This is a genomic window from Arthrobacter sp. Alg241-R88 (assembly GCF_900537115.1).
Taxonomy (GTDB): Bacteria; Actinomycetota; Actinomycetes; order Actinomycetales; family Micrococcaceae; genus Arthrobacter.
Genome location: NZ_UNRG01000001.1, coordinates 448684 through 469559, shown reverse-complemented (window position 1 = coordinate 469559; position 20876 = coordinate 448684). Strand labels below are relative to the sequence as shown.

At 65.2% G+C, this 20876-nt stretch carries 24 protein-coding genes; 17 read left to right on the top strand and 7 right to left on the bottom strand.

The window, feature by feature from the left end:
• Nucleotides 1–3: 3 nt before the first annotated feature.
• The 5 genes from G6R19_RS02120 to G6R19_RS02100 all read left to right on the top strand — a co-directional run bounded on the left by G6R19_RS02120 (nt 4) and on the right by G6R19_RS02100 (nt 4158).
• Nucleotides 4–1617, top strand: a complete 1614-nt coding sequence (locus G6R19_RS02120) for a PspC domain-containing protein (RefSeq protein ID WP_163161863.1) — start codon at nt 4–6, stop codon at nt 1615–1617.
• A 1-nt stretch (nt 1618) separates the two neighbouring features.
• The gene (locus G6R19_RS02115) at nt 1619–1903 is read left to right on the top strand and encodes a hypothetical protein (RefSeq protein WP_163161861.1); all 285 of its coding nucleotides are present in this window, start codon (nt 1619–1621) and stop codon (nt 1901–1903) included.
• Nucleotides 1904–1906: 3 nt separating this feature from the next.
• Nucleotides 1907–2164 carry a PspC domain-containing protein gene (locus tag G6R19_RS02110; protein ID WP_163161859.1) on the top strand — a complete coding sequence of 86 codons (258 nt, stop codon included), beginning with the start codon at nt 1907–1909 and terminating at the stop codon, nt 2162–2164.
• A 188-nt stretch (nt 2165–2352) separates the two neighbouring features.
• Nucleotides 2353–3378 carry an ATP-dependent 6-phosphofructokinase gene (locus G6R19_RS02105; protein ID WP_050054289.1) on the top strand — a complete coding sequence of 342 codons (1026 nt, stop codon included), beginning with the start codon at nt 2353–2355 and terminating at the stop codon, nt 3376–3378.
• 63 nt (nt 3379–3441) lie between these two features.
• Nucleotides 3442–4158: a GNAT family N-acetyltransferase gene (locus tag G6R19_RS02100; protein ID WP_163161857.1), complete on the top strand. Its 717-nt coding sequence runs from the start codon at nt 3442–3444 to the stop codon at nt 4156–4158.
• A gap of 74 nt (nt 4159–4232) precedes the next feature.
• Here the strand turns inward: G6R19_RS02100 and G6R19_RS02095 are convergent, their stop codons facing one another.
• The 5 genes from G6R19_RS02095 to G6R19_RS02075 all read right to left on the bottom strand — a co-directional run bounded on the left by G6R19_RS02095 (nt 4233) and on the right by G6R19_RS02075 (nt 8096).
• Entirely contained in the window at nt 4233–4667 is a 435-nt protein-coding gene (locus tag G6R19_RS02095; RefSeq protein ID WP_163161855.1) for an ankyrin repeat domain-containing protein, read from the bottom strand.
• Nucleotides 4667–5749 (bottom strand): folate-binding protein YgfZ, encoded by a 1083-nt coding sequence (locus G6R19_RS02090; RefSeq protein ID WP_205484195.1) that lies wholly within the window; start codon nt 5747–5749, stop codon nt 4667–4669. Before G6R19_RS02090 ends, G6R19_RS02095 begins: the two co-directional genes overlap by 1 nt.
• 22 nt (nt 5750–5771) lie before the next feature.
• Nucleotides 5772–6512: a flavodoxin family protein gene (locus G6R19_RS02085; protein WP_163161853.1), complete on the bottom strand. Its 741-nt coding sequence runs from the start codon at nt 6510–6512 to the stop codon at nt 5772–5774.
• A gap of 38 nt (nt 6513–6550) precedes the next feature.
• The gene (locus G6R19_RS02080) at nt 6551–7159 is read right to left on the bottom strand and encodes an FABP family protein (protein WP_163161851.1); all 609 of its coding nucleotides are present in this window, start codon (nt 7157–7159) and stop codon (nt 6551–6553) included.
• Nucleotides 7160–7328: 169 nt separating this feature from the next.
• Nucleotides 7329–8096 (bottom strand): permease, encoded by a 768-nt coding sequence (locus G6R19_RS02075; protein ID WP_163161849.1) that lies wholly within the window; start codon nt 8094–8096, stop codon nt 7329–7331.
• Between the two features lie 336 nt (nt 8097–8432).
• On the opposite strand from G6R19_RS02075, the gene G6R19_RS02070 reads away from it, so the two are divergent.
• The 12 genes from G6R19_RS02070 to asd all read left to right on the top strand — a co-directional run bounded on the left by G6R19_RS02070 (nt 8433) and on the right by asd (nt 19093).
• The gene (locus G6R19_RS02070; protein WP_163161846.1) at nt 8433–9131 is read left to right on the top strand and encodes a response regulator transcription factor; all 699 of its coding nucleotides are present in this window, start codon (nt 8433–8435) and stop codon (nt 9129–9131) included.
• A gap of 48 nt (nt 9132–9179) precedes the next feature.
• Nucleotides 9180–10148, top strand: coding sequence for a mycothiol synthase (gene mshD / locus G6R19_RS02065; protein WP_163161844.1), 969 nt, complete (start codon nt 9180–9182; stop codon nt 10146–10148).
• 128 nt (nt 10149–10276) lie between these two features.
• Entirely contained in the window at nt 10277–12526 is a 2250-nt protein-coding gene (locus G6R19_RS02060; protein WP_163161842.1) for an RNA degradosome polyphosphate kinase, read from the top strand.
• An 11-nt stretch (nt 12527–12537) separates the two neighbouring features.
• Nucleotides 12538–13509 (top strand): NUDIX hydrolase, encoded by a 972-nt coding sequence (locus G6R19_RS02055; RefSeq protein WP_163161840.1) that lies wholly within the window; start codon nt 12538–12540, stop codon nt 13507–13509.
• 45 nt (nt 13510–13554) lie between these two features.
• The gene (locus G6R19_RS02050; protein ID WP_163161838.1) at nt 13555–14358 is read left to right on the top strand and encodes a thymidylate synthase; all 804 of its coding nucleotides are present in this window, start codon (nt 13555–13557) and stop codon (nt 14356–14358) included.
• Nucleotides 14355–14939, top strand: a complete 585-nt coding sequence (locus tag G6R19_RS02045; RefSeq protein ID WP_163161836.1) for a dihydrofolate reductase — start codon at nt 14355–14357, stop codon at nt 14937–14939. Before G6R19_RS02050 ends, G6R19_RS02045 begins: the two co-directional genes overlap by 4 nt.
• 2 nt (nt 14940–14941) lie before the next feature.
• Nucleotides 14942–15160: an NF038396 family protein gene (locus tag G6R19_RS02040; protein WP_163161834.1), complete on the top strand. Its 219-nt coding sequence runs from the start codon at nt 14942–14944 to the stop codon at nt 15158–15160.
• Between the two features lie 111 nt (nt 15161–15271).
• Nucleotides 15272–16258: a WXG100 family type VII secretion target gene (locus G6R19_RS02035; RefSeq protein WP_240341730.1), complete on the top strand. Its 987-nt coding sequence runs from the start codon at nt 15272–15274 to the stop codon at nt 16256–16258.
• A gap of 23 nt (nt 16259–16281) precedes the next feature.
• Entirely contained in the window at nt 16282–16920 is a 639-nt protein-coding gene (locus G6R19_RS02030) for a hypothetical protein (protein WP_163161832.1), read from the top strand.
• A 2-nt stretch (nt 16921–16922) separates the two neighbouring features.
• On the top strand, nt 16923–17339 hold the full coding sequence (locus G6R19_RS02025; protein WP_163161830.1) for a hypothetical protein: 417 nt from the start codon (nt 16923–16925) through the stop codon (nt 17337–17339).
• Nucleotides 17340–17411: 72 nt separating this feature from the next.
• A complete protein-coding gene (locus tag G6R19_RS02020; RefSeq protein WP_163161828.1) occupies nt 17412–17846 on the top strand; it encodes a phage holin family protein in 435 nt (144 codons plus the stop codon).
• A gap of 104 nt (nt 17847–17950) precedes the next feature.
• Nucleotides 17951–19093: an aspartate-semialdehyde dehydrogenase gene (gene asd / locus G6R19_RS02015; protein ID WP_163161826.1), complete on the top strand. Its 1143-nt coding sequence runs from the start codon at nt 17951–17953 to the stop codon at nt 19091–19093.
• A gap of 86 nt (nt 19094–19179) precedes the next feature.
• On the opposite strand, the gene G6R19_RS02010 is transcribed toward asd, so the two are convergent.
• Together G6R19_RS02010 and G6R19_RS02005 are read right to left on the bottom strand one after the other, a co-directional pair.
• Entirely contained in the window at nt 19180–19455 is a 276-nt protein-coding gene (locus G6R19_RS02010) for a hypothetical protein (protein WP_163161824.1), read from the bottom strand.
• A gap of 274 nt (nt 19456–19729) precedes the next feature.
• Nucleotides 19730–20860, bottom strand: coding sequence for a winged helix DNA-binding domain-containing protein (locus G6R19_RS02005; RefSeq protein WP_163161822.1), 1131 nt, complete (start codon nt 20858–20860; stop codon nt 19730–19732).
• Between the last annotated feature and the right edge of the window lie 16 nt (nt 20861–20876).

Below are 20876 nucleotides of genomic sequence, written 5' to 3'. Positions count from 1 at the left end.
GGTATGAACTCGCAAACCCCCACCCCAGACGACGGCCAGCCAACGGAGCCCCTCCCCCAACGCGAAAACGAACACCCCACGGAGCCCGTGGTGCCGCCTGCCACCCCATCAGCATCAGACCAGAACCCGGCGGAGGAATCCAAGCAGGACTCCAGCCAGAATTACCCGGCGACACAGGATTACCCGGCGCAGGACAGCTCCGATGAGCCTTACCAAGGGCCGTCGGACGGACCCTCCTCCAGGCACAGCAGCTCAAGCCAGAACACCGGCAGCTACGCCTATGCGGGAATCCCCAGCCAGCAGACGGACTTCTTCGGTTGGGTCCGCAGCCACGGCATCACGCGCGGCCAGGACCGCTGGATCGGCGGCGTCTCCAGCGGCATCGCCCACCGCATGGGCATCGACCCGCTGATCGTGCGCGGCGTCTTTATCGTCCTCACCCTCTTCGCCGGCATCGGCGTGCTTGCCTACGGCCTGGCGTGGGCCTTCCTGCCCGAGCCCGATGGGAGGATCCACGTCCAGGAGGCCGGCGCCGGCCGGTGGACCAGCGGCATGACAGGTTCCCTCATCGCCGTCATCCTCGGCTTCAGTGGACTGGGCGGCGGTTTCTGGGGTTGGGGCAACCACGGCTTCGGCGCCTTCCTCTGGACCATCTTCTGGGTTGGCGGCGCCATCTACCTGATCTACTACCTGGCGCAGCGGAACAAGGCGGCAGTTGGAACACCGGCGAGCGCATCGGCCGGCACCACCTCCTACGCAACCAACGCGTACCCCGGCACCACCGCATATTCCGCATCTACTTCCGCCGGCACCACTCCCCCTTACTCAGACGTTGCGGGCACCGGTCCTTTCACCGGCAGCCCGTACGGAGACAGCCCGTACGGCGGCAGCGGGTATGGCGACAGCGGGTCCGGTAGTGGCTGGAACAACGGAGGCGCCGGTGGCACCCGGCAACCGCAGGGTCCCCCACCTGCACCGAAGGTACGTCCCGCAGGTCCCGGCGCCCCCGCCGTCGCGATCGCAGCCGGCAGCGCCCTGATCGTCGGCGCGGGACTGAAAGCCTTGGACGTCACCAACATGATCGACCTCGGCGATTCCACCAATGCCATCGCCTGGGCAAGCGCAGCGGCCGTCCTGGGCATCGGCATCCTCATCCTGGGCCTCCGCGGCCGGACCTCCGGCATCCTTTCGTTCTTCGCGGTGGCGGCCCTGGTCATCGGCGGAATCTTCAACGTGGTGGGCAACAACGGCGACCGGGTCCGGTTCCAGCAGGTTGACTGGACGCCCACGAGCATCCAGCAGGCAAGCGACGGGCTCAACATCACGGCAGGACGCGGCACCGTCGACCTCACCGAACTGGCTGGAAGTGCCCCGCTCCAGTCAGAGGTCCTGGTCCCACTGGACTTCACCGCCAGCAACGTCACGGTGGTCATTCCCGACACCGTGCCGGTGGACATTCGGGCCGACATGACCCTTGGCAACCTGAACGAAGGCGGGAGCCAGCGTGGCGGGACCACCACACGGGAAAGCAGCTACAACACCGACAAGCCCGGCAGCCACCTGGTGATCCAGATCGACGGCACCGTCAGCAACGTCACCATCAAGGAAGGTAACTGACATGAGCAGCCACACTCCGGACCCGGACCCGTACGTTCCGGGCAGCACGACGGCGGCACGCACCGACTCTGCCCCTCCATCCGGGGCGAGGGTGGGAACGGTGGTCTGGGGACTGATCGTCCTGGCCCTCGCCGCCCTGATCATCGTCGCGCAGCTTGGCATCGTCACCCTCAACGGGACCTACGTCCTGATCGGGCTCATGATCGGAGCCGGCGCCGCCCTGGTGATCGGCGGACTCCTCTCAGCCCGGAAACGTGACAACAGTCCTACAACAGGGAAGTCTTGAGCCATGGACAAGTTCTTCAGCATCGTCAGGGGCCTCGGCCTGAAACGCGGACCGCAGCGCTGGCTGGGAGGCGTTCTGGGAGGCATTGCCGCCAAGCTCAACGTGGACGTGGCCTACGTCCGCATCGCATTCCTCCTCTTCGCCCTGCTGCCCGGGCCGGCCCTGATCTTCTATCTCCTGGCCTGGGTGGTCCTGCCGGACCAGCGGAACGTCATCCCGCTTCAGACGTTCCTTGACCGCCGGTCCCTGAACCGTCCCTGAGAAACCGACAAGAAAAGTGCCCCCGCTCACCCTGCGAGCGGGGGCACTTTTTCTTGTGCGCTGCCTGATCCCCGACCCGGCCCTTATGTAACCGGTTTGTGTCGTACCCCACACCCCCCACTAGACTCTATGTGAGCTCAGCGTGGCGCTCTGCCTGTACACCTTCTCTCCAGGATTTGAGCCGAGACATGAAAATTGGAATTCTCACCAGCGGTGGCGACTGCCCCGGACTGAACGCCGTGATCCGCGGAGCCGTCCTCAAAGGCATTGCCATCCACGGTCACGAATTCGTGGGTTTCCTTGACGGCTGGCGCGGCGTCGTCGAGGGCGACATCATCGACATCCCCCGCACCATGGTCCGCGGCATCGCCAAACAGGGCGGCACCATTCTAGGCACCTCACGCACCAACCCCTTCGAAAACGGCGGCGGCCCCGAGGTCATCAAAGCCCACATGGACCGCCTCGGCATCGACGCCATCATCGCGATCGGCGGTGAGGGAACCCTGGCCGCTGCGAAGCGCCTCACCGACGCCGGCCTCAAGATCGTGGGTGTTCCCAAGACGGTGGACAACGACCTCGACGCCACCGACTACACCTTCGGCTTTGACACCGCTGTCCAGATCGCCACCGAAGCCATCGACCGGCTCCGGACCACCGGCGAATCACACCACCGCTGCATGATCGCCGAAGTCATGGGCCGGCACGTCGGCTGGATTGCGCTGCACGCCGGCATGGCGGCCGGTGCGCACGCCATCCTTATCCCGGAGCAGAAGGTCAGCATCGACCAGATCACCGAATGGGTAAAGGAAGCCCACGCCCGTGGCCGCGCGCCCCTGGTGGTCGTGGCCGAAGGATTCGTTCCCGAGCACATGGAAACCCCGCACTCCGAACGCGGCCTGGACACCTTTGGCCGGCCCCGCCTGGGCGGCATCGCGGACCAGCTCGCCCCGGAACTCGAAGCCCGCACCGGCATCGAAACCCGCGCCACGATCCTCGGCCACATCCAGCGCGGCGGCGTACCGTCCGCCTTCGACCGCGTCCTGGCCACCCGGCTCGGCATGGCGGCCATCGACTCGGTGGTGGAAGGCTACTGGGGCACCATGGTGGCACTGAAAGGCACGGACATTGAGCACGTGGGTTTCCAGGAAGCGCTCGGCCAGCTCAAAACCGTTCCGCAGAAGCGCTACGACGAAGCCGCCGTCCTGTTCGGCTGAGTTGTCTCGGTCAGCTAAGGTGTCCTGCTCGGCGGGGCCACTTGCCCACCCTAGGCTGGGAGTATGACACTTGACCCCGGTTCCGCCGCCATCATCCAGCTTGCCTGGGCACGGCGCCTGGGACTCGACGACGACGCCTTCGGAACCGCCCTGGCCTCCGGGGAGCGGATCGTCCGGGCCGACGAATCGGTGCGGACCGTAGAGTTTGTGCGGCTTTTTGGCAGCTCGGCACTGGTGGGCCCGCAGTGGATCATTGATGCCGCGGCCGGCATCCCCGATGAGGAAATGGCCCAGCACGTCACGCTCCTGACGCTGACCCGGTCGCACGGGGGCCACGGCCTGGGCGCCGCGGCCTTGTTCTTCGCCGACGACCTGCCCCTGAGGCAGCCCTCGGAAGAGATGACGGTCTCCCACGGCAACCCCGAGGCCATCGAACTGGAGGGCCGCTGCCCGCCGGACGACGTCAACGAGGTTGGCCTGTCTGACCTCGAAAACCGCTACACCATCGTCCACGAAGTTGACGGGCGCCGCGTCCCTCTGGCCTGCGGGGCCTACTCAGAGTGGGTGGGCCTGCTGGCCCACCTGGGCGTCCTGGTGGATCCGGAATGGCGGCGCCGGGGCCTGGGTTCGCTCGCGGTGTCCATCGCAGCCCATGAGGCGCTGGCGGCGGGCCTCACGCTGCAGTGGCGGACAGACGTCAGCAACACCGGGTCCTTGGCGCTGGCCCGGAAGCTAGGCCTGTCAGCCGGCGGAATCCAGACCAGCGTCCACCTTGGGTGACGGGACAAACACGCTGAAGCCCCAGCCCTAAACCGGCTGGGGCTTCAGAAAGTACAGCACTACGGCCGCGTCAACTAGGCCAGGAGATCCAGGATCTCCTTGCGCGCGAACATCTGGGCGGCAGCGCGTGCTGTCGGCGAACCTGCGTCCGGGTCCGCACCGGCATCCAGCAGGACGCGGGCAACGTCGGTGTAGCCCTTGAACGCCGCTCCGGCCAGCGGAGTCTGGCCGCGGTCGTTAGCGGTGTCGGCCTCGGCGCCGTGTTTCAGGATGAGCTGAACGGTCTCCGCGTGGCCATGGTAGGCAGCGAGCATCAGGAGGGAATCGCCGGCGGAATTCGTCAGGGTGGCGGGAGCGCCGGCGTCGAGATAGGCACGCAGCAGCGCCGTGTCCCCTTCCCTGGCCGCCTGGAAGAGCGTATGCGCCAAAGCGAGCGCCTCGTCGTCGGGCCCTTCCTGGCCTGCCGATGAGGCGGACGGCGCTGCGTTGGTTCCGGCGTTGTCAGTCATTAGCGTGGCCCCTTGAGGAATCCGGTCTGGCGCCCCACTACCTGGCCGGCGTCGGGAGCAACGATAAGTTCCTGGGCAGCAGGGTAAGGCTCCTCGCCGTCCAGGACCGTCAGTATTTCATCCGCGCCCACCGAACGCTTTATGACTGCCAGGGCAACCGGCCCCATCTCGTAATGCTGGGCCACCGATGTGACCGTCCCCACCTTCCGCTCCCCCGACAGCACCGGACTTCCGGCCTGCGGCAGGGTGTGCTGCGAGCCGTCCAGCTGGAGGAACACGAGCCGGCGTGGCGGGTGCCCGAGGTTGTGCACGCGCGCGATGGTTTCCTGTCCCTTGTAGCAGCCTTTGGCCAGGTGCACGGCCGTGCGGAGGAGGTCCAGCTCATGCGGGATGGTCTTATCGTCCGTTTCAGCACCGATCCGGGGGCGCCAGGCCGCCAGTCGCAGCGCTTCCGCGGCGAGGACTCCGGCCAATTGGCGGTCGGCTACCCGCTGTTCCAGGTCCGCGGCCGGTACCAGGTACTCAAACCATGGCCGCTCCAGCCCGGGATGGCTGGCTTCGGGAACCGTGGCATAGGAATAGCCGCCCGCTGCCACGTTGGGCCAAGGGTCCTGCCACACCAGTAGCTCCGACCACTCCGGAATTGCCCTGGTGCTGCCCACGACGGTCCAGTCGGCCGAAACATCAGCAATTTCCACCCGCAGCATGAACTTCATCCTGTTCAGGAACTCTGCCAGGGGTGCTGCTTCGGCGGCCTCAACGATCAGCCAGGTGGTGGCGCCGTCGTCAATCACCCGGGCGTCGAAGTCGATCCTGCCCTGGACGCTCAGGAGGAGCAGTTCGCTGGATTCCCCGGGCTGGAGGCCGGCAACCTGCTGCGACGACAGCGTGTTAAGCCAGCTCAGCCTGTCCGGCCCGCTGACTGTGACAATGCCGCGGTGGGAAAGGTCGACGACGGCGGTACCGGCAGCGAGTGCGCGCTGCTCGCGCAGCGGCTCGCCATAGTGGGAGGCGACGCCGGCGTCCGCGCCGGATGCCTCAATGGCTCCTGGGCGCGACAACAGGGGGCTGGGTGTAGTCATATGTATTAGAAGTCCTTGAAGGTCAGCGGTATTCCGGATTCTCAAAATCGAAGCGCGTCCCTGCTGCCCATTCCTGGGGGAGGTTGCCGTAGTCCGGGTATCCGCCGGCGTCCTTGAGAATCCGGGCCAGGTGCAGGAGGTTCCAGGTCATAAACGTGGCGTTCCGGTTGGTGAAGTCGGTTTCGGGACCGCCGGAGCCCTCGTCAAGGTAGCTCGGGCCCGGACCAACAGCCCCGATCCACCCGGCATCCGCCTGCGGCGGAATGCTGAAGCCGATGTGCTGCAGGCTGTACAGGACATTCATGGCGCAGTGCTTGATGCCGTCTTCATTGCCCGTGATCAGGCAGCCGCCCGCCTTCGGGTAGAACGCCCACTGGCCCTTGCTGTTGAGTTCACCGGAGTGGGCGTAGAGGCGTTCGATGAGCTTCTTGGTCTGGGAGGAGTTGTCGCCGAGCCAAATGGGCCCGGCCACCACCACGATGTCCGCTTCCTGCACCGCCGGATACAGCTGAGGCCATTCATCCGTGGGCCAGCCGTACTGGGTCATGTCCGGGTAGACGCCGCTGGCAATATCGTGGTCCACCGTGCGGATCACACGGGTGCTGACGCCCTGCTTTTCCATGATGAGCCGGCTGATGTTGATCAGCCCGTCCGTATTGCTGGTCTGGGGCGACCTCTTCAAGGTCCCGTTGAAAAAAACGGCTTTCAGGTCGCTGTAGTCCCGTGGACTTCCGGAAGCCTGAACGTTCTGGGGATCTTTCACGTGCCGCGACCCGCTTTCGTTTTCCGGACCGGGTAGGGTCAGGAGACTTTTTGGAGGAAGGCGGAGGCGTGTGCTTCCAGTCCCTTGCCCTCTTTGCCACCAACGGCGACATCCCAGCGCCAGAGCAGGTTGCCGTCCACCAGGCCGAATATGCGCGTGGCCGCGCTGTAGTCCTTGGAGTGGCTCCCGCGCATCACCATGTCGGTGGTGAGCTGGATCTGCGGTCCCTTGATCTGTCCGTAGTACAGCTCGGAGATACCTCCGGGATGCGAGATGGACACCGAGATATCGAAGCCGCCCTCGCTGTTGCGGAGGGCTTCCACCTCATCGGCGCTCTTCAATGCAGGAACGATGTCCGCGGGGATCAGGCCAGGGCCGCCGTCGGCATCCAGTTGTTTGCGCTCCAGCGCCCAGAAGCCGGTCTCGACGGTCAGCGGCCGCAGGCGTGTGCCGTCGTCGTCCGTCAGCCAGCTCTCCGCACGGTACTGCAGGTAGGGCAGCCCGTTGTGGGTGAAGGACACACGCTGCAGGAAGTGCTCCGAGCCCTCGTCCCCTGTGCCCAGCCGGCCGCGGCCTTCCCACTCACCAATGAGCCAGGAAAGCGGGACAAGTTCTGGGGTCAAGTCGGTGGGAATCTCAATCGGCACAGCAATTACCTCGGAAAACGGCTAGCTCCGGAAAGGGTCTACTTCTGGCCTTTGAACAGGCGGTAGACCACAAAGCCGGCAAACCATGCCATGGAAAGGCTGGCGATGCCGAGCAGGACAAGGAAGAAGATTTCAAAAGCAAGTACGGACATGATGCCATCCTAACGCGTTAGTAGATGAGTAGTTTGTCTATGAAGTAAGCCAGGGAACCCACCGCCGAGACAGGCGCCAGGCCCATGCTAAAGGCAGCAGGAACATTAATCGGAGCGCCGCGCAGCGTTACGAGCCGGCGGAAACTCACCAGGACCGCACCTACCACCACACCAAAGATGGCGGCCGGCAGGACCGCGATATCCGAGAGCACCAGCCCGGCGAGCGGACCGGCAAGTCCCGCGAGAACGATGCCCAGGGGCGCAATAATACTGTCCGGCCACCTGATCAATCCTGCCAGCAAGGCAACGGCCGCGCTGATGGCCGCCACGAGCAGCATCTCTCGCACCCCGTTGAACCGGGCGCCGGCGATCCAGCCCGCGCCCAGGCAGGCGAGCAGCACTCCTGCCGAGCAGCCGAGAGTTGACTCCAGCCGCTGCGCCTGCCCTGTTCCGCGGATGAGCTGCACCACAAAAACGGCCATCATACCGAGTGCAATAAAGGGGGGCGTCCAGTCGAGGTAGCCGGGGGCGGGAGCGTACGCGGCAGCGAGCGCCGAGCCGGCCCCGGCCAGGGCAATCACCGCCGCGAGCGTCTTTTTGGCAGGAATCCGGAGGAAGTGCGGCCAGCCGATGCCTACCGCAGCGGCGCTGGCCACGGCAACGGCGACGAGGGCCTCGCGGGACGTGTAGACCCCCGCGATGATGGCTGCCAGCCCGGCGATGCCCACCACGCCGATGGTCCACGAGCCCAGGGAGCGCGCGGGCGCCTGCAGGTCCGCCGTCATACGGATCCCGGCCCGGGCTTAGTCTGTGCACTCACTGCGATGCATCCCATCCTGCGTTGACCTTCGAGGGCGGTCCGCCCTCGGCGGCAGGGCATCCGGCCCTGCCACAATCCTGCCCTATATGAACGGGTTATGTCGCAAAACGTACCCCCGCCAGGGCTGAATCAATGGTGCGGGCAGGGCCTGCGGGTATACTCGGAGCTCAGCTACGTTCCCTGCTGAAGTGGCCGGACCGCTGCCATTGGCAGAGGCCCAAACCGTGGCAGGGAGCCAGTACCGGCCGGTGAAAATCCGGTTCAGTCGCCCAACGATGCGCGGACGGCCCTTGGAGGAACAATGTCGCACATCCTGTTACTGACGAACAGCACCGGTTCTTCGGTGGACATTCTGCCTGCCCTGGAATTGCTGAACCACCGCGTTCATATCCTCCCCGCCGAGCCAACAGCGCTGCTGGAGACCGACCCCTGCGACATTGTGCTGCTGGATGCCCGCAAGGACCTGGTCGGCGCCCGTTCCCTCACCCAGCTCCTCAAGGCCACCGGGCTCAGCGCCCCGCTGGTGCTGATCCTCACCGAAGGCGGCATGGCTGCTGTCTCCTCTGCCTGGGCTGTGGACGACATCGTGCTGGAATCAGCCGGCCCCGCCGAGGTGGAGGCCCGTATCCGGCTGTCGGTCGCCCGTGCCGTCCCGGAGCAGGAGGACACGCCGTCCGAGATCCGCGCCGCCGGCGTCGTCATCGATGAGGCGAGCTACACCGCCCGCGTGAACGGGGCACCCCTGAACCTGACGTTCAAGGAATTCGAACTCCTGAAGTACCTGGCGCAGCACCCCGGCCGCGTATTCACCCGGCAGCAGTTGCTCACCGAAGTATGGGGCTACGACTACTACGGCGGCACCCGTACCGTGGATGTCCACGTCCGGCGCCTGCGCGCCAAGCTGGGCGCCGACCACGAAAACCTCATCAGCACTGTCCGCAACGTTGGCTACCGGCTCACCCTCGTGCGCCAGCAGGAAGACGAGTTGACGGAAGCCTGACGCGGGCTTCGCGGTCCGGCATCCGGCGAACCCGTATAGCCTTGCCTCATGACTCCAGCGCACCCTGAGAAGTGGCCCGTCCATGTTGTGCAAGGCGGTGTTGACCGGCAGCTCCTGAAGGACTGCATCGGTCTCCTGTCGGCGGCGGAAGAGTCGGACGGCAACCCATCCATCTCAGAGCAGACCCTCATCAGCATGCGCGCAGGCGATTCCGCCGAACACAAGCTGCTGACCTTGGCCCTCTATGCCCCGGACGAGGACTCTGATCCGTCTTCCGGCCAGGACCTTGCAGGCTTCGCCGCTGTGATCGAAGAGCCGGACGGCAACGGCGTGGTGGAAATCGCCGTGCACCCCAGCTACCGCAACCAGGGTGTCGCCGACCGCCTCGTTGGTGCCCTTCAGGACCGGCGCGGGCTGCAAGGACTGAAGGCGTGGTCGCACGGCAACCATGAAGCGGCGGCCGACCTTGCCGCACGCTACGGCTACGTCCCCGTGCGGGAGCTGTGGAAGATGCGGATGACGACGGCGGCGGCGGACCTTCCCGACGTCGCCCTTCCGGCAGGCGTCGTGATCCGGGCCTTTGTTCCCGGCCAGGATGAGGATGCCTGGCTGTCGGCCAACCGCGCCGCCTTTTCCCACCACCCGGAGCAGGGCAGCCTCACCCGCGCGGACCTTGATGCCCGGATGGCTGAGGATTGGTTTGACCCCGCGGGCTTCCTCCTTGCGGTGAACGGGAACGGCCGACTGCTGGGATACCACTGGACCAAGGTGCATCCGAGCCACGGCACACACCCGGCGATCGGTGAAATCTACGTGGTGGGGGTGACCCCGGAAGCCCAGGGTTCAGGCCTGGGCAAAGCCCTGACGGTGGCGGGCATCAAGTACCTGCAGGACTTGGGGCTGCACGCGGTCATGCTGTACGTCGATGCCGATAATGCCCCGGCTGTCTCCCTGTACCGCCGGCTGGGCTTCACCCGCTGGGACATGGACGTGATGTACGGCCCGGCTGCGGGTTAGTCCAATCCCCTGACGCAGGCGTCCAAAGGCGCTAAATCAAAGGCCCCCGGGCACTGAATGCTTGTATGGTTGAAACAGAACCGCGCCGGCCGGAAACGGCAGTATCAAGCGCCAGGTAAGGAGATGCCATGAACCCGGAACCTTCCGGAGCAGCCACGTCCCAAGAGACTCCAGTCCCCGTGCGCGCCCGATTCGGCTCCTCGGAGGTTCCGGCGTCGCGGGCCACGCAGGACCGGATCGACATTCCGGATTTTGCGCCGAACCTGGAACCTGAGGGCGACATCCGGCCGGACCGGTTCCTTGACCGGGAACTGAGCTGGCTCAGCTTCAACTCCAGGGTCCTTGAGCTCGCCGAAGACGCGTCCCTGCACCTGCTGGAACGCGTCAGCTTCCTGTCCATTTTCGCGTCAAACCTGGACGAGTTCTTTATGGTCCGCGTGGCCGGCCTGAAGCGGCGCATCGCCACCGGACTGGCGGTCCCCTCACCCGCGGGCCTGAGCCCGGTGGAAGTGCTTGAAAAAATCGGGGAGGAAGCCCACCGGCTTCAGCAGCGCCACGCGCGGGTCTTCGCGGAACAGATCCGCCCGGCCCTGGCGTACGAGCACATCCACCTCATGCACTGGGACGAACTCGATGATGCGGCCAAGCAGCAACTCAGCCAGATGTTCGCCGAAAAGGTGTTCCCCATCCTGACGCCCCTGGCGGTGGACCCGGCGCACCCGTTCCCCTACATTTCGGGTCTCTCCCTGAACCTGGCCGTCGTGGTGCGGAACCCCGTCAGCGACAAGGAACTGTTCGCCCGCGTCAAGGTGCCGGACCAGCTGCCGCGGCTCATCTCCATCGACGGCCCGCGTGCCGGAGCGGTAGCAGGCCGGGTGGCGCGCTTCATCGCGCTTGAGGAAGTCATTGCCGTTCACCTGGACAAGCTGTTTGCCGGGATGGAGGTCCTGGAGCACCACACCTTCCGGGTCACCCGGAACGAGGATGTGGAGGTCGAAGAGGACGACGCCGAGAACCTGCTGCAGGCGCTCGAAAAGGAATTGCTGCGCCGCCGCTTCGGCCCCCCTGTGCGGCTGGAGGTCACCAACGACATCAACCCCAACATCCGGGCGCTGCTGATCCGGGAACTGGGCGTTGAGGAATCCGAAGTCTACTCGGTCCCAGCCCCGCTGGACCTCCGGGGCCTGTCGGTGATTGCGGGTATCGACCGCGCCGACCTGCACTACCCCAAGCACGTTCCGCACACCTCCCGGTACCTGAACGAGTCCGAGACCTCCAAGGCCGCCAACGTCTTTGCGGCGATGCGCCGCCGGGACATCCTGCTCCATCACCCGTACGACTCATTCTCCACCTCGGTCCAGGCCTTCCTTGAGCAGGCCGCAGCGGACCCCAAGGTCCAGGCCATCAAGCAGACCCTGTACCGCACGTCCGGCGACTCCCCCATCGTTGATGCCCTGATCGATGCGGCCGAGGCCGGCAAGCAGGTCCTGGCCCTGGTGGAGATCAAGGCAAGGTTTGACGAGCAGGCGAACATCTCCTGGGCCCGGAAGCTGGAACAGGCCGGCGTGCACGTGGTGTACGGCATCGTCGGCCTGAAGACCCACTGCAAGCTCTCACTGGTAGTGCGCCAGGAAGTGGACGGGCTGCGCCGCTACTGCCACATCGGGACAGGCAACTACCATCCGCGCACCGCCCGCTACTACGAGGACCTGGGCCTCCTGACCGCGAACGACCAGGTGGGCGAGGACCTTTCCAAGCTCTTCAACCAGCTCTCCGGCTACGCCCCCAAGTCAACTTTCAAGCGGCTTCTGGTTGCGCCCCGTTCGGTGCGTTCCGGGCTGATCGACCGGATCGAAACCGAGATCCGGAACGCCCGCGCCGGGCTGCCGGCCCGCGTCCAGATCAAGGTCAACTCCATGGTGGACGAGGCCATCATCGATTCGCTGTACCGGGCATCCCAGGCCGGGGTGAAGGTGGACGTCGTGGTCCGCGGCATCTGCTCGCTGCGCCCCGGAGTGCCGGGGCTCAGCGACAACATCACCGTCCGCTCCGTCCTGGGCAGGTTCCTGGAGCACTCCCGCGTGTTCGCCTTCGCCAACGGCGGGGATCCGGTGGTGTATATCGGCTCCGCGGACATGATGCACCGCAACCTGGACCGACGGGTGGAGGCCCTGGTCCAGCTGGGCGCTCCCGATGACATCAACTATGTCCTGGACCTGTTGCGCCGCTACATGGCCCCGGAAACCGCGAGCTGGCACCTGGACAACGAGGGGAACTGGTCACGTCACCATCTGGCCGACGACGGCAGGAAACTTGAGGACGTCCAGTCCTTCCTGTTGGCGTCGCGGCCTCGGCAGCGCAGCCTGAGCCGACGGTAAGGGCTGCTGTTTTGTCGAGCGACGCACTCGTAGCAGACCAGACAGACCACCCAGGAGAACCGGTAGCAGTCACCGCTGCCGGCGCCCTGCCCTGGAGGGTCACGAAGGACCAGCTTGAAGTCCTGCTGATCCACCGGCCCCGTTATGACGACTGGTCCTGGCCGAAGGGCAAGATCGACGACGGCGAGACCGTCCCCGAATGCGCCGTCCGGGAAGTCCGGGAGGAGATCGGGCTGGACGCGCCCTTGGGGATTCCCCTGCCGCCCATCCATTACCACGTGGCGTCCGGCCTGAAGGTGGTGCATTACTGGGCCATCAAAGTCAACGGTGGTGGAAGGCTGGTGCCGGACGGCAAAGAGGTGGACAGTGTGATGTGGTGCGCCCCGGAAAAGGCGGCCAGGCTGCTTTCCAATCCGTCCGACGTCGAGCCCCTTGAGTGCTTGCGCCAGGCCCACGAGCGCGGGGAACTGGACACCTGGCCCTTCCTGGTGGTCCGCCATGCCAAAGCGAAACCCCGCTCGTCATGGACCAAGGCGGAAGGCGAGCGGCCCTTGGCTGCCACCGGAACGCGTCAGGCCCAGGCTGTCGGCCGGCTGCTTCAGGCGTGGAAGCCGCCCCGGGTTGTCACCAGCCCGTGGCTCCGGTGCGTCGCCACGGTTGCGCCGTATGCCAAGGCAACCGGCGCGAAGGTGAAGCTGGCCGAAGCCCTCACCGAGCACCGGCACCAACGGAGTCCCAAGAAGACCGCGGCAGTCATCGAGGCCCTGCTCGATAAGCAGCGTCCAGTCGCCGTCTGCACCCATCGCCCGGCGCTGCCCACCGTGTTCGGGCAGCTGGCCAAACACATGCCGTCGCACCTGAGCGCCCTCCTGCCGGCGGACGAACCATACCTGTCCCCCGGCGAACTGGTGGTGTGCCATGTGGCTCCGGGCGCTAAAAACCGGATTGTTGCCGTGGAGCAGTTCAAGCCTTTTGACGACTAGGTGCGGCTGGGCTGCCGGCGGTGGCAACCAAAGTAGACTTGAGCCGTGAGCATCCCAACGCCTTATGAAGACCTCCTGCGCGATGTCCTGGCTTCCGGCACGCACAAATCGGACCGCACTGGAACCGGAACCACCAGCGTTTTCGGGCGCCAAATGCGCTTTGACCTCGGCAGGAGTTTCCCGCTGATCACCACTAAGCGGGTCCATTTCAAGTCCGTGGCAGTAGAACTCCTGTGGTTCCTGCGCGGCGAAACGAACGTGAAATGGATGCAGGACCAGGGCGTCACTATCTGGAATGAGTGGGCCGATGCCGACGGCGACCTGGGACCCGTCTACGGCGTCCAGTGGCGCAGCTGGCCCACCCCGGACGGCGGGCACATCGACCAGATCGCTGAACTCGTCAAGAACCTGAAATCCAATCCGGACTCCCGCCGTCACATCGTCTCGGCCTGGAACGTCGCCGAACTCGATGACATGGCACTGCCGCCGTGCCACGCGTTTTTCCAGTTCTATGTGGCCGATGGCAAGCTCTCATGCCAGCTGTACCAGCGCTCCGCGGACATGTTCCTGGGCGTGCCGTTCAATATCGCCTCCTATGCGCTGCTCACCTGCATGGTGGCACAGCAGGTGGGACTCGAGCCGGGCGAATTCGTCTGGACCGGTGGCGATGTGCACATCTACGAGAACCACATGGACCAGGTCCTCAAGCAGCTGGACCGGCAGCCGTACGAGTACCCGCAGCTGAAGATCATCCGGAAACCGGCCTCGATCTTCGACTACACCGTGGCGGACTTCGAAGTGGTGGGCTACCAGCACCACCCCACGATCAAGGCTCCGATCGCGGTATGAGCACGGAGAATTCGACCGATCCGCAGTCCTTCACCGAGGAACTGGCCGCGTCGGTAACGGGCGTGGGCCTGGTGTGGGCCCAGACTCCCGACGGGGTCATCGGCAAAGACGGCGACATGCCCTGGCACCTGCCCGAGGACCTCAAGCACTTCAACCGGCTGACCATGGGCCACCCTGTGGTGATGGGCCGCAAGACCTGGCTGTCCTTTCCGGAGAAGTACCGCCCCCTGCCCGGCCGGACCAACATCGTGATCACCCGGCAGAAAAGCTGGGCGGACACGCCCGAGGCGGAGGGCGCCGTCGTGGTCCCCTCCCTTGATGACGCGTTGCTTGAGTCCCAGTTCGTCGACGGCGGCGAAACCGTCTGGATCCTGGGCGGCGGCGAGATTTTCCGCCAGTCCACCGAGCTCGCCAACGTCGCGGTGGTCACCACCATCGACGTCGATGCCGACGGCGACACTTTCGCCCCCGAGCTTGGCACCAGCTGGGAAGCGTCCGCCTCGGTCCCGCCGGACGGGTGGCTCACGGCCGCCAATGGGACACGCTACAGGTTTACTAAATGGTCAAGGACTGAGGGCTAGGAATGTTGAAGAAACCGGAAACCCTTTTTGTGCTGGGCTACATGCTGCTCCCCCTGCTGGCGCTGCTGTCCGCCATCGTTGGGCTCACCATGATCCTGGGCGGCAACAAAATCGCCGGAGCCATCGTGCTGGTGGTGGTGACCCAGGCGTTCGCCTTCGGTGCCTTCTTTGCCCTGCGGGCCCGGAAAGCCGCCGTACTGGAGAAACCGGAGCGCCACTAGCCGACGCAACTGCCCGGGTCATGGGGAGGCCACCCCATCGCGCCCGAACCAGGTTGTTACTAGGCTGGGCCTGCAGCCGTCAGGAGCTGCTCGAATATTGGGGGAAGCCAGGTGTCAGGAAATCTGTGGGGTGCCGACGTTGACCAGCTGCGCACGCTGGCACGGCAGTTCAGTAAGACGGCAGACCTGTTGCTGCAGCAGTCCACGCAGCTGAGCGGCCAGATCAACAACACTCCGGCGTGGAAGGGCCAGGACGCCGAGCACTTCCGTTCGGACTGGAACGGCAGCCACCGGGCGCTCCTACAGAAGACGGCGTCACGCCTGAATCAGGAATCAAAGCTCTTGCTCGCCAACGCCGATGAACAGGACAGGGCGAGCAGCACCGGGAGCGCCGTGCCTGGCACGGGCGGACCCGGTACGGGCGTGCCAGGCAGCGTCGGTGGCCGGGGCACGGGCCGCCCGCCATCCAATAATCCATGGGGACCGGACTGGCTCGCAGACCCGGACTCGCCCTTCCGGGACGGCTGGGACATCTACAACCTGACCAAGGCCTTCCCCAACTTGCGGGCAGGCCTGTTCGATCTTGGCGCTTTCATCGGCAAGGCCGACTCTATCGGCGAATTCTTCTCCAAGGACTTCCGCGAGGTAGCAAAGGCATTCCAGGATTCAAACATCCTGAGCCAGTATTTCAACACGTCGTCTGAGCTGTTCGACGGCAGGTGGGACACCGCCTTGAACCTCGTTGATGGCGGCAAGGCTGCTACCTTCTTCGAGTTCGGCGGCAAGGCCGTCGGAGTGGTGGGGGTTGGACTCGATAGCCTCGACGCGTTTAACAACTTCACCAACGGCAACCCGGATGACAACGGCGGAGCCTGGTATTCGGCGGTCAAGGCGGGACTGGGCGTAGCAGGCTTCGCGCCGCCGCCCATTGGAACTGCTGCAATGGTCGCATCGGGCGCGCTGGCCATTTACGACAACGTCCCCATCGTCAAGGAGACTGTCAATGCTATCGGCGGATCCATCGCTGATGGTGCCGAGGCGGCATGGGAAAGTGCCGGGGACGCGGCCGAAAACGTCGGCGATTTCTTCGGATTCTGAGCACACAACGAGAGGTACTCACGATGACTGAAACAACAGCACAAGCCATCCCCGACGCCATCGGTTATGGATTTGCCGAGATGGCCGCCCTGGCGAGCTTGCGGGGCGGTGACGCAGCAGTACTCAGCGCGGAGGCCTTGCGGGTGGGCAACTACCTTGGCGATACGGATATGGTGAGCGCGGGCGCATCCTCCCTGGTTGCCCGCGGCCTGGCAACCGCCGAAAGCGACGGGCTTCTCGCGGTGGCAGGACCCACCGCGGCAGTTGCCGCCGTCCTCTCTTCAGCCAGTCGCCGCATGGAGATCTCACTGCTCACCGCAGAAGGGGGCGACAGCGTGATCGCCATGGAAAGTGAGGACATCCACTTGCTGTTCCAGCCGCGCTCCTACTTCACCTGGTGGGTCATGGCGCAGAGACCGGATGTCACAGCTGCCGAGGCCAATTGCATGGTCATCAGGCAGCACCTGCACAATAACCCGCAGGGGGGCGCAACAATTCGTCGCCGCGAGGAGCCCACGGGGCAGACCCTTTACGTGAAAAATGGCGGAGGCGGATCATGGACCATCGGCACCGCCAACGCGCAGCAGAAGGACATTGTTGAAACCACAGGCCTTGACGACGCTGCCCTGCTTGACCAGATCCGCACCATCCGTCAGGACTGACTATGACATTCGATCGCGATCGTGAACGCCGCAACGATGATGTATATGCCGAGCACAAAGCGGCGCTTGCCCGGGGAGAGAAGCGCGTCCTGCGGCGAACCGACGCCGGCGAACTGCACAGCTACCCCGGTGACGAAATCGGTTTTTCTCCCGGCCGAGGCCAGGTACAGGTCAGGTCCTGGTGGGGCATGGGCATTGTGTCTGCCTTTCTGGGGCTCCTGTTCCTTGGTTCTTCGGTGATGTTTCTTGCCTCGTTCGGGCAGGGTGGAGACCCGGAGTGGGGCGCACTGTTCGCTATCGTGCTGGGTGGTTTCGGCGCCTGGTACACCTTTGGCATGGCCAGGGACGAGTACCGGGCCAAAAAGCTGAGGAAAGAGCGGCAGGCACCGGAACCAGGCGCAGGACATGTCTCGCAGTGAGCCGGAAGCCAGCCATGAGCCTCAGCGTTGCCCAGGTGCTGGACAACATCCAATCGATTCGACAGGACTAGCGTGAAGAACGGTAATCCAGGCAGCAATGCGGGTAGCGGCCCCGACTTTGATGATCAAATCCGCGCCGACCACGAATACGCGCTGTCACGAGGTGAAAAGCGCGTCCTGTTCCGCACTGTCCACGGCAGCCTACACAGCTACGCTAAGGATGAACTCGGAGTGGTCACTGCCAGCTCCCAGCCCCAGGTGCGGTCCGCCGTCGGCTTCCTTCTGATGGCGGTTGTCTTCGCTGCCCTTGGAGTCTTCTCCATCCTTTTGGTGGCCGGCCCAACCAGCAGGGGCCAAGCCCCCATGTGGAGTGCGCTGTTCCTGACCGCGGCCGGGCTGGGCGGCGCGCTTTACGCCATCCGGATGGCGCATGTAGCTTCGAGGGCCAAACGCCTGAGGGCGGTACGGGGAGTCCCCGAACCCACCGCCCGCCAGTTCGACTGGTAGGAGGCACCTTGGCGGGTTCCGCCGTCGTATGTTGCCGTTGAACTAACCAGCGGTAGTGACGTAACCGACTGCGCCCTGCCTGTTCCGGCGTCTAAACTGGACGGATGACTACAGCAGCTACCCCTTCCGTCGGCCTGGTCGGATGGCGCGGCATGGTCGGTTCCGTCCTGATGCAGCGCATGCAGGACGAGGGCGACTTCGCCAACATCAACCCGGTGTTCTTCTCCACCTCGAACGCAGGAGGTGCCGCGCCTTCGCTGGCTGGTACAGCAGAAGGCAGCGCCGGCAAGCTCGAGAACGCGTTCGACATCGGCACCCTCGCGAAGCTGCCCATTATTGTCACCGCGCAGGGCGGCGACTACACCAAGCAGGTCCACGGTGAGCTCCGCAGCCGCGGCTGGGACGGCATCTGGATCGACGCCGCGTCCACACTGCGCATGAACGACGATTCGATCATCGTCCTGGACCCCATCAACAGGGACGTCATCGACAAGGGCCTGGTGAACGGCACCAAGGACTTCATCGGCGGCAACTGCACCGTGTCCTGCATGCTCATGGGGCTCGGCGGCCTGTTCAAGAACGGGCTGGTGGAGTGGGGCACCTCCATGACCTACCAGGCTGCCTCCGGCGGCGGGGCCCGGCACATGCGTGAGCTCCTCAGCCAGTTCGGTACGCTCAACGCCGAGGTCAGCACGGAACTGGACGACCCGGCGTCGGCCATCCTGGACATCGACCGCAAGGTCCTTGCCCACCAGCGCACCGGCATCGATGCCACCCAGTTCGGCGTGCCGCTTGCCGGCTCCCTCATCCCCTGGATTGACGCCGACCTCGGCAATGGACAGTCCAAGGAAGAGTGGAAGGCCGGGGTTGAGACCAACAAGATCCTGGGCACCGGCGAGGAAAACCGCGTGATCATGGACGGACTCTGCGTCCGCATTGGCGCCATGCGGTCCCACTCCCAGGCCCTCACCCTCAAGCTCCGCGAGGACCTGTCCGTCGCCGAGATCGAGAAGCTCCTGGACGAGGACAACGAATGGGCCAAGGTGGTGCCGAACACCAAGGAAGCCTCCATGGCGGAGCTGACTCCCGTTGCCGCCTCAGGCACCCTGGACATCCCGGTTGGCCGCATCCGCAAGATGGAGATGGGCCCGCAGTACATCAGCGCCTTCACCGTGGGCGACCAGCTCCTCTGGGGCGCCGCCGAGCCGCTGCGCCGCATGCTCAACATCGCCACCGGGAACCTGTAACCCACCAGCTGCCCGAATAGCGGCCCTGCCCCGCACGAACGGTCCCGCCCGGGGACCGCTTATGCGGGGCAGGGCCGCTTTTGCTGTCAGGCGGACAGCCTACGGGAACGCTCCAACATGTCCTGGAGCCGACGTTTGAGCTCTGCAGGCCGGTCAAGGTGATTCCATTGGAGCCTTAGAACCAGCCAGCCCCCTTCAATCAGCGCGTTTTCCCGGCGCCGCCCGGCAAGGAGAACCTCGTCCGTGGGCCGGTAGTCCGTGTACTTGCCGGCGCCATTGAACTCGATGGTGATCCTCGCTCCCGGGTCGGCAAAGTCGGCGCGGAAGAGCCCTGCAGGAGTGCGAATCTCGACTTGGGGCACGAAGCCTTTTATACCCAATGTGCAGCAGGAGCCTGACCAGCATGTCGCCGGCCGATTCAGCCAACGGGAATCCGGGCCAACGCTGGTCTACCGATTCCCGGAGCTTCTCCGGTTTCATCGTCTAAGACTCGCTGCAGTCCAATACTCATGACAGCCTTTGCCGGCGAAATGTGGACAACCGGCGCAGCTCCGATATCAAAACAGCCCTGCCCCGCTTGAACGGTGTTGCCCAGCACCGCTCATGCGGGGCAGGGCCGCGCGTGAGTGCAGCCGGTCAGGTGTTGAGGAACTTGAGGTAGCTTCGGGCTGCGCGGTCGAAGGCGGCCTGCGCTGCCGGACCGAGCGGCCGGGCGTCGTCGAACAGCTCAGGCACGACGGCGGCCCGCTGGCCTCTGCCCTCGACGGCCCAGGTGCCAATCACCTCTCCCCCGGCCATCAGGGTTTTCTTGAAGACGCCGTTGCCGCCAGGGACGATCTTGTTGGCGTGCTCGGGCGCCAGGACCAGGCTCCGGTCCGTATAGCCCAGCACAAACTCGTCAAAGCCAGGCAGCAGGAGCACGGACCGCTGGCCGGGTAGACCGGAGTCGAGCAGGGACGCCGTCTCCGGGGAAAGCCAGTAGCTTGTGCCCTCGAACTCAAGCTCCACGAGTTGCCCTTTAACGTCCTCGAACGCCGCCCGGATCTCGGTCAGGGGAATTTGAGTCCACCAGGCGAAGTCCCGGATCGTTGCCGGGCCATGGCTGCGGAAGTAGCGAAGCAGGAACTCCGCGATGGCCTCCTGCCGCTCAAGTTTCCGCGATACCGGGATCCAGTCTTCGAAGCCCACCATCAGCTGCTGGTTCCCGGCCAGCGGCCCCTGCACCAGCCAGCCGTGCCGGCACAAGGTTCCCAGGATGTGGATGCCCCGCTGGCCCTCGGTGGGCTGCCCCGCGGCGTCAAACACCTGGAAGAGCTCCGCCCGGCTGGCAGCCCCGCCCCCGGCGATCCGTTCCAGCGCAATGCCCCGGCACTTCTCGATGTCCGCCCAGGTGATGCCCAATTCGCGGTGCCGGGCGGCGATACTCTTCGTTAATCGCTCTGCCGTGAGGTCCAGCATCCAGTGCAGATCCTCAGGCGCCACGAAGTGCAAGGTGCCGCGCATCGGCCACGACCGGACCACAGCACCCGAATCGAGGGCGGACCGGACATCACTCAAACCCGCTCCCGGTACCCTGGCGCCCACAGCCCAGATCGCTGCCTGCAGGTCCTGGGCCTGCATTGCCGTCATCCACCGGACTGTCGCGGCTACGGATCCGGAGCCGCCAAGGGCGGGCGGCACGGCCGGAAGCGGCACGAGCCGTTGGGACACCAGCCGGAGCCTGCCCATGGTTCGGCGGTCAACACGGTTCCCCACCCTCGCAGCCATGGGCCCATCCTAGGCG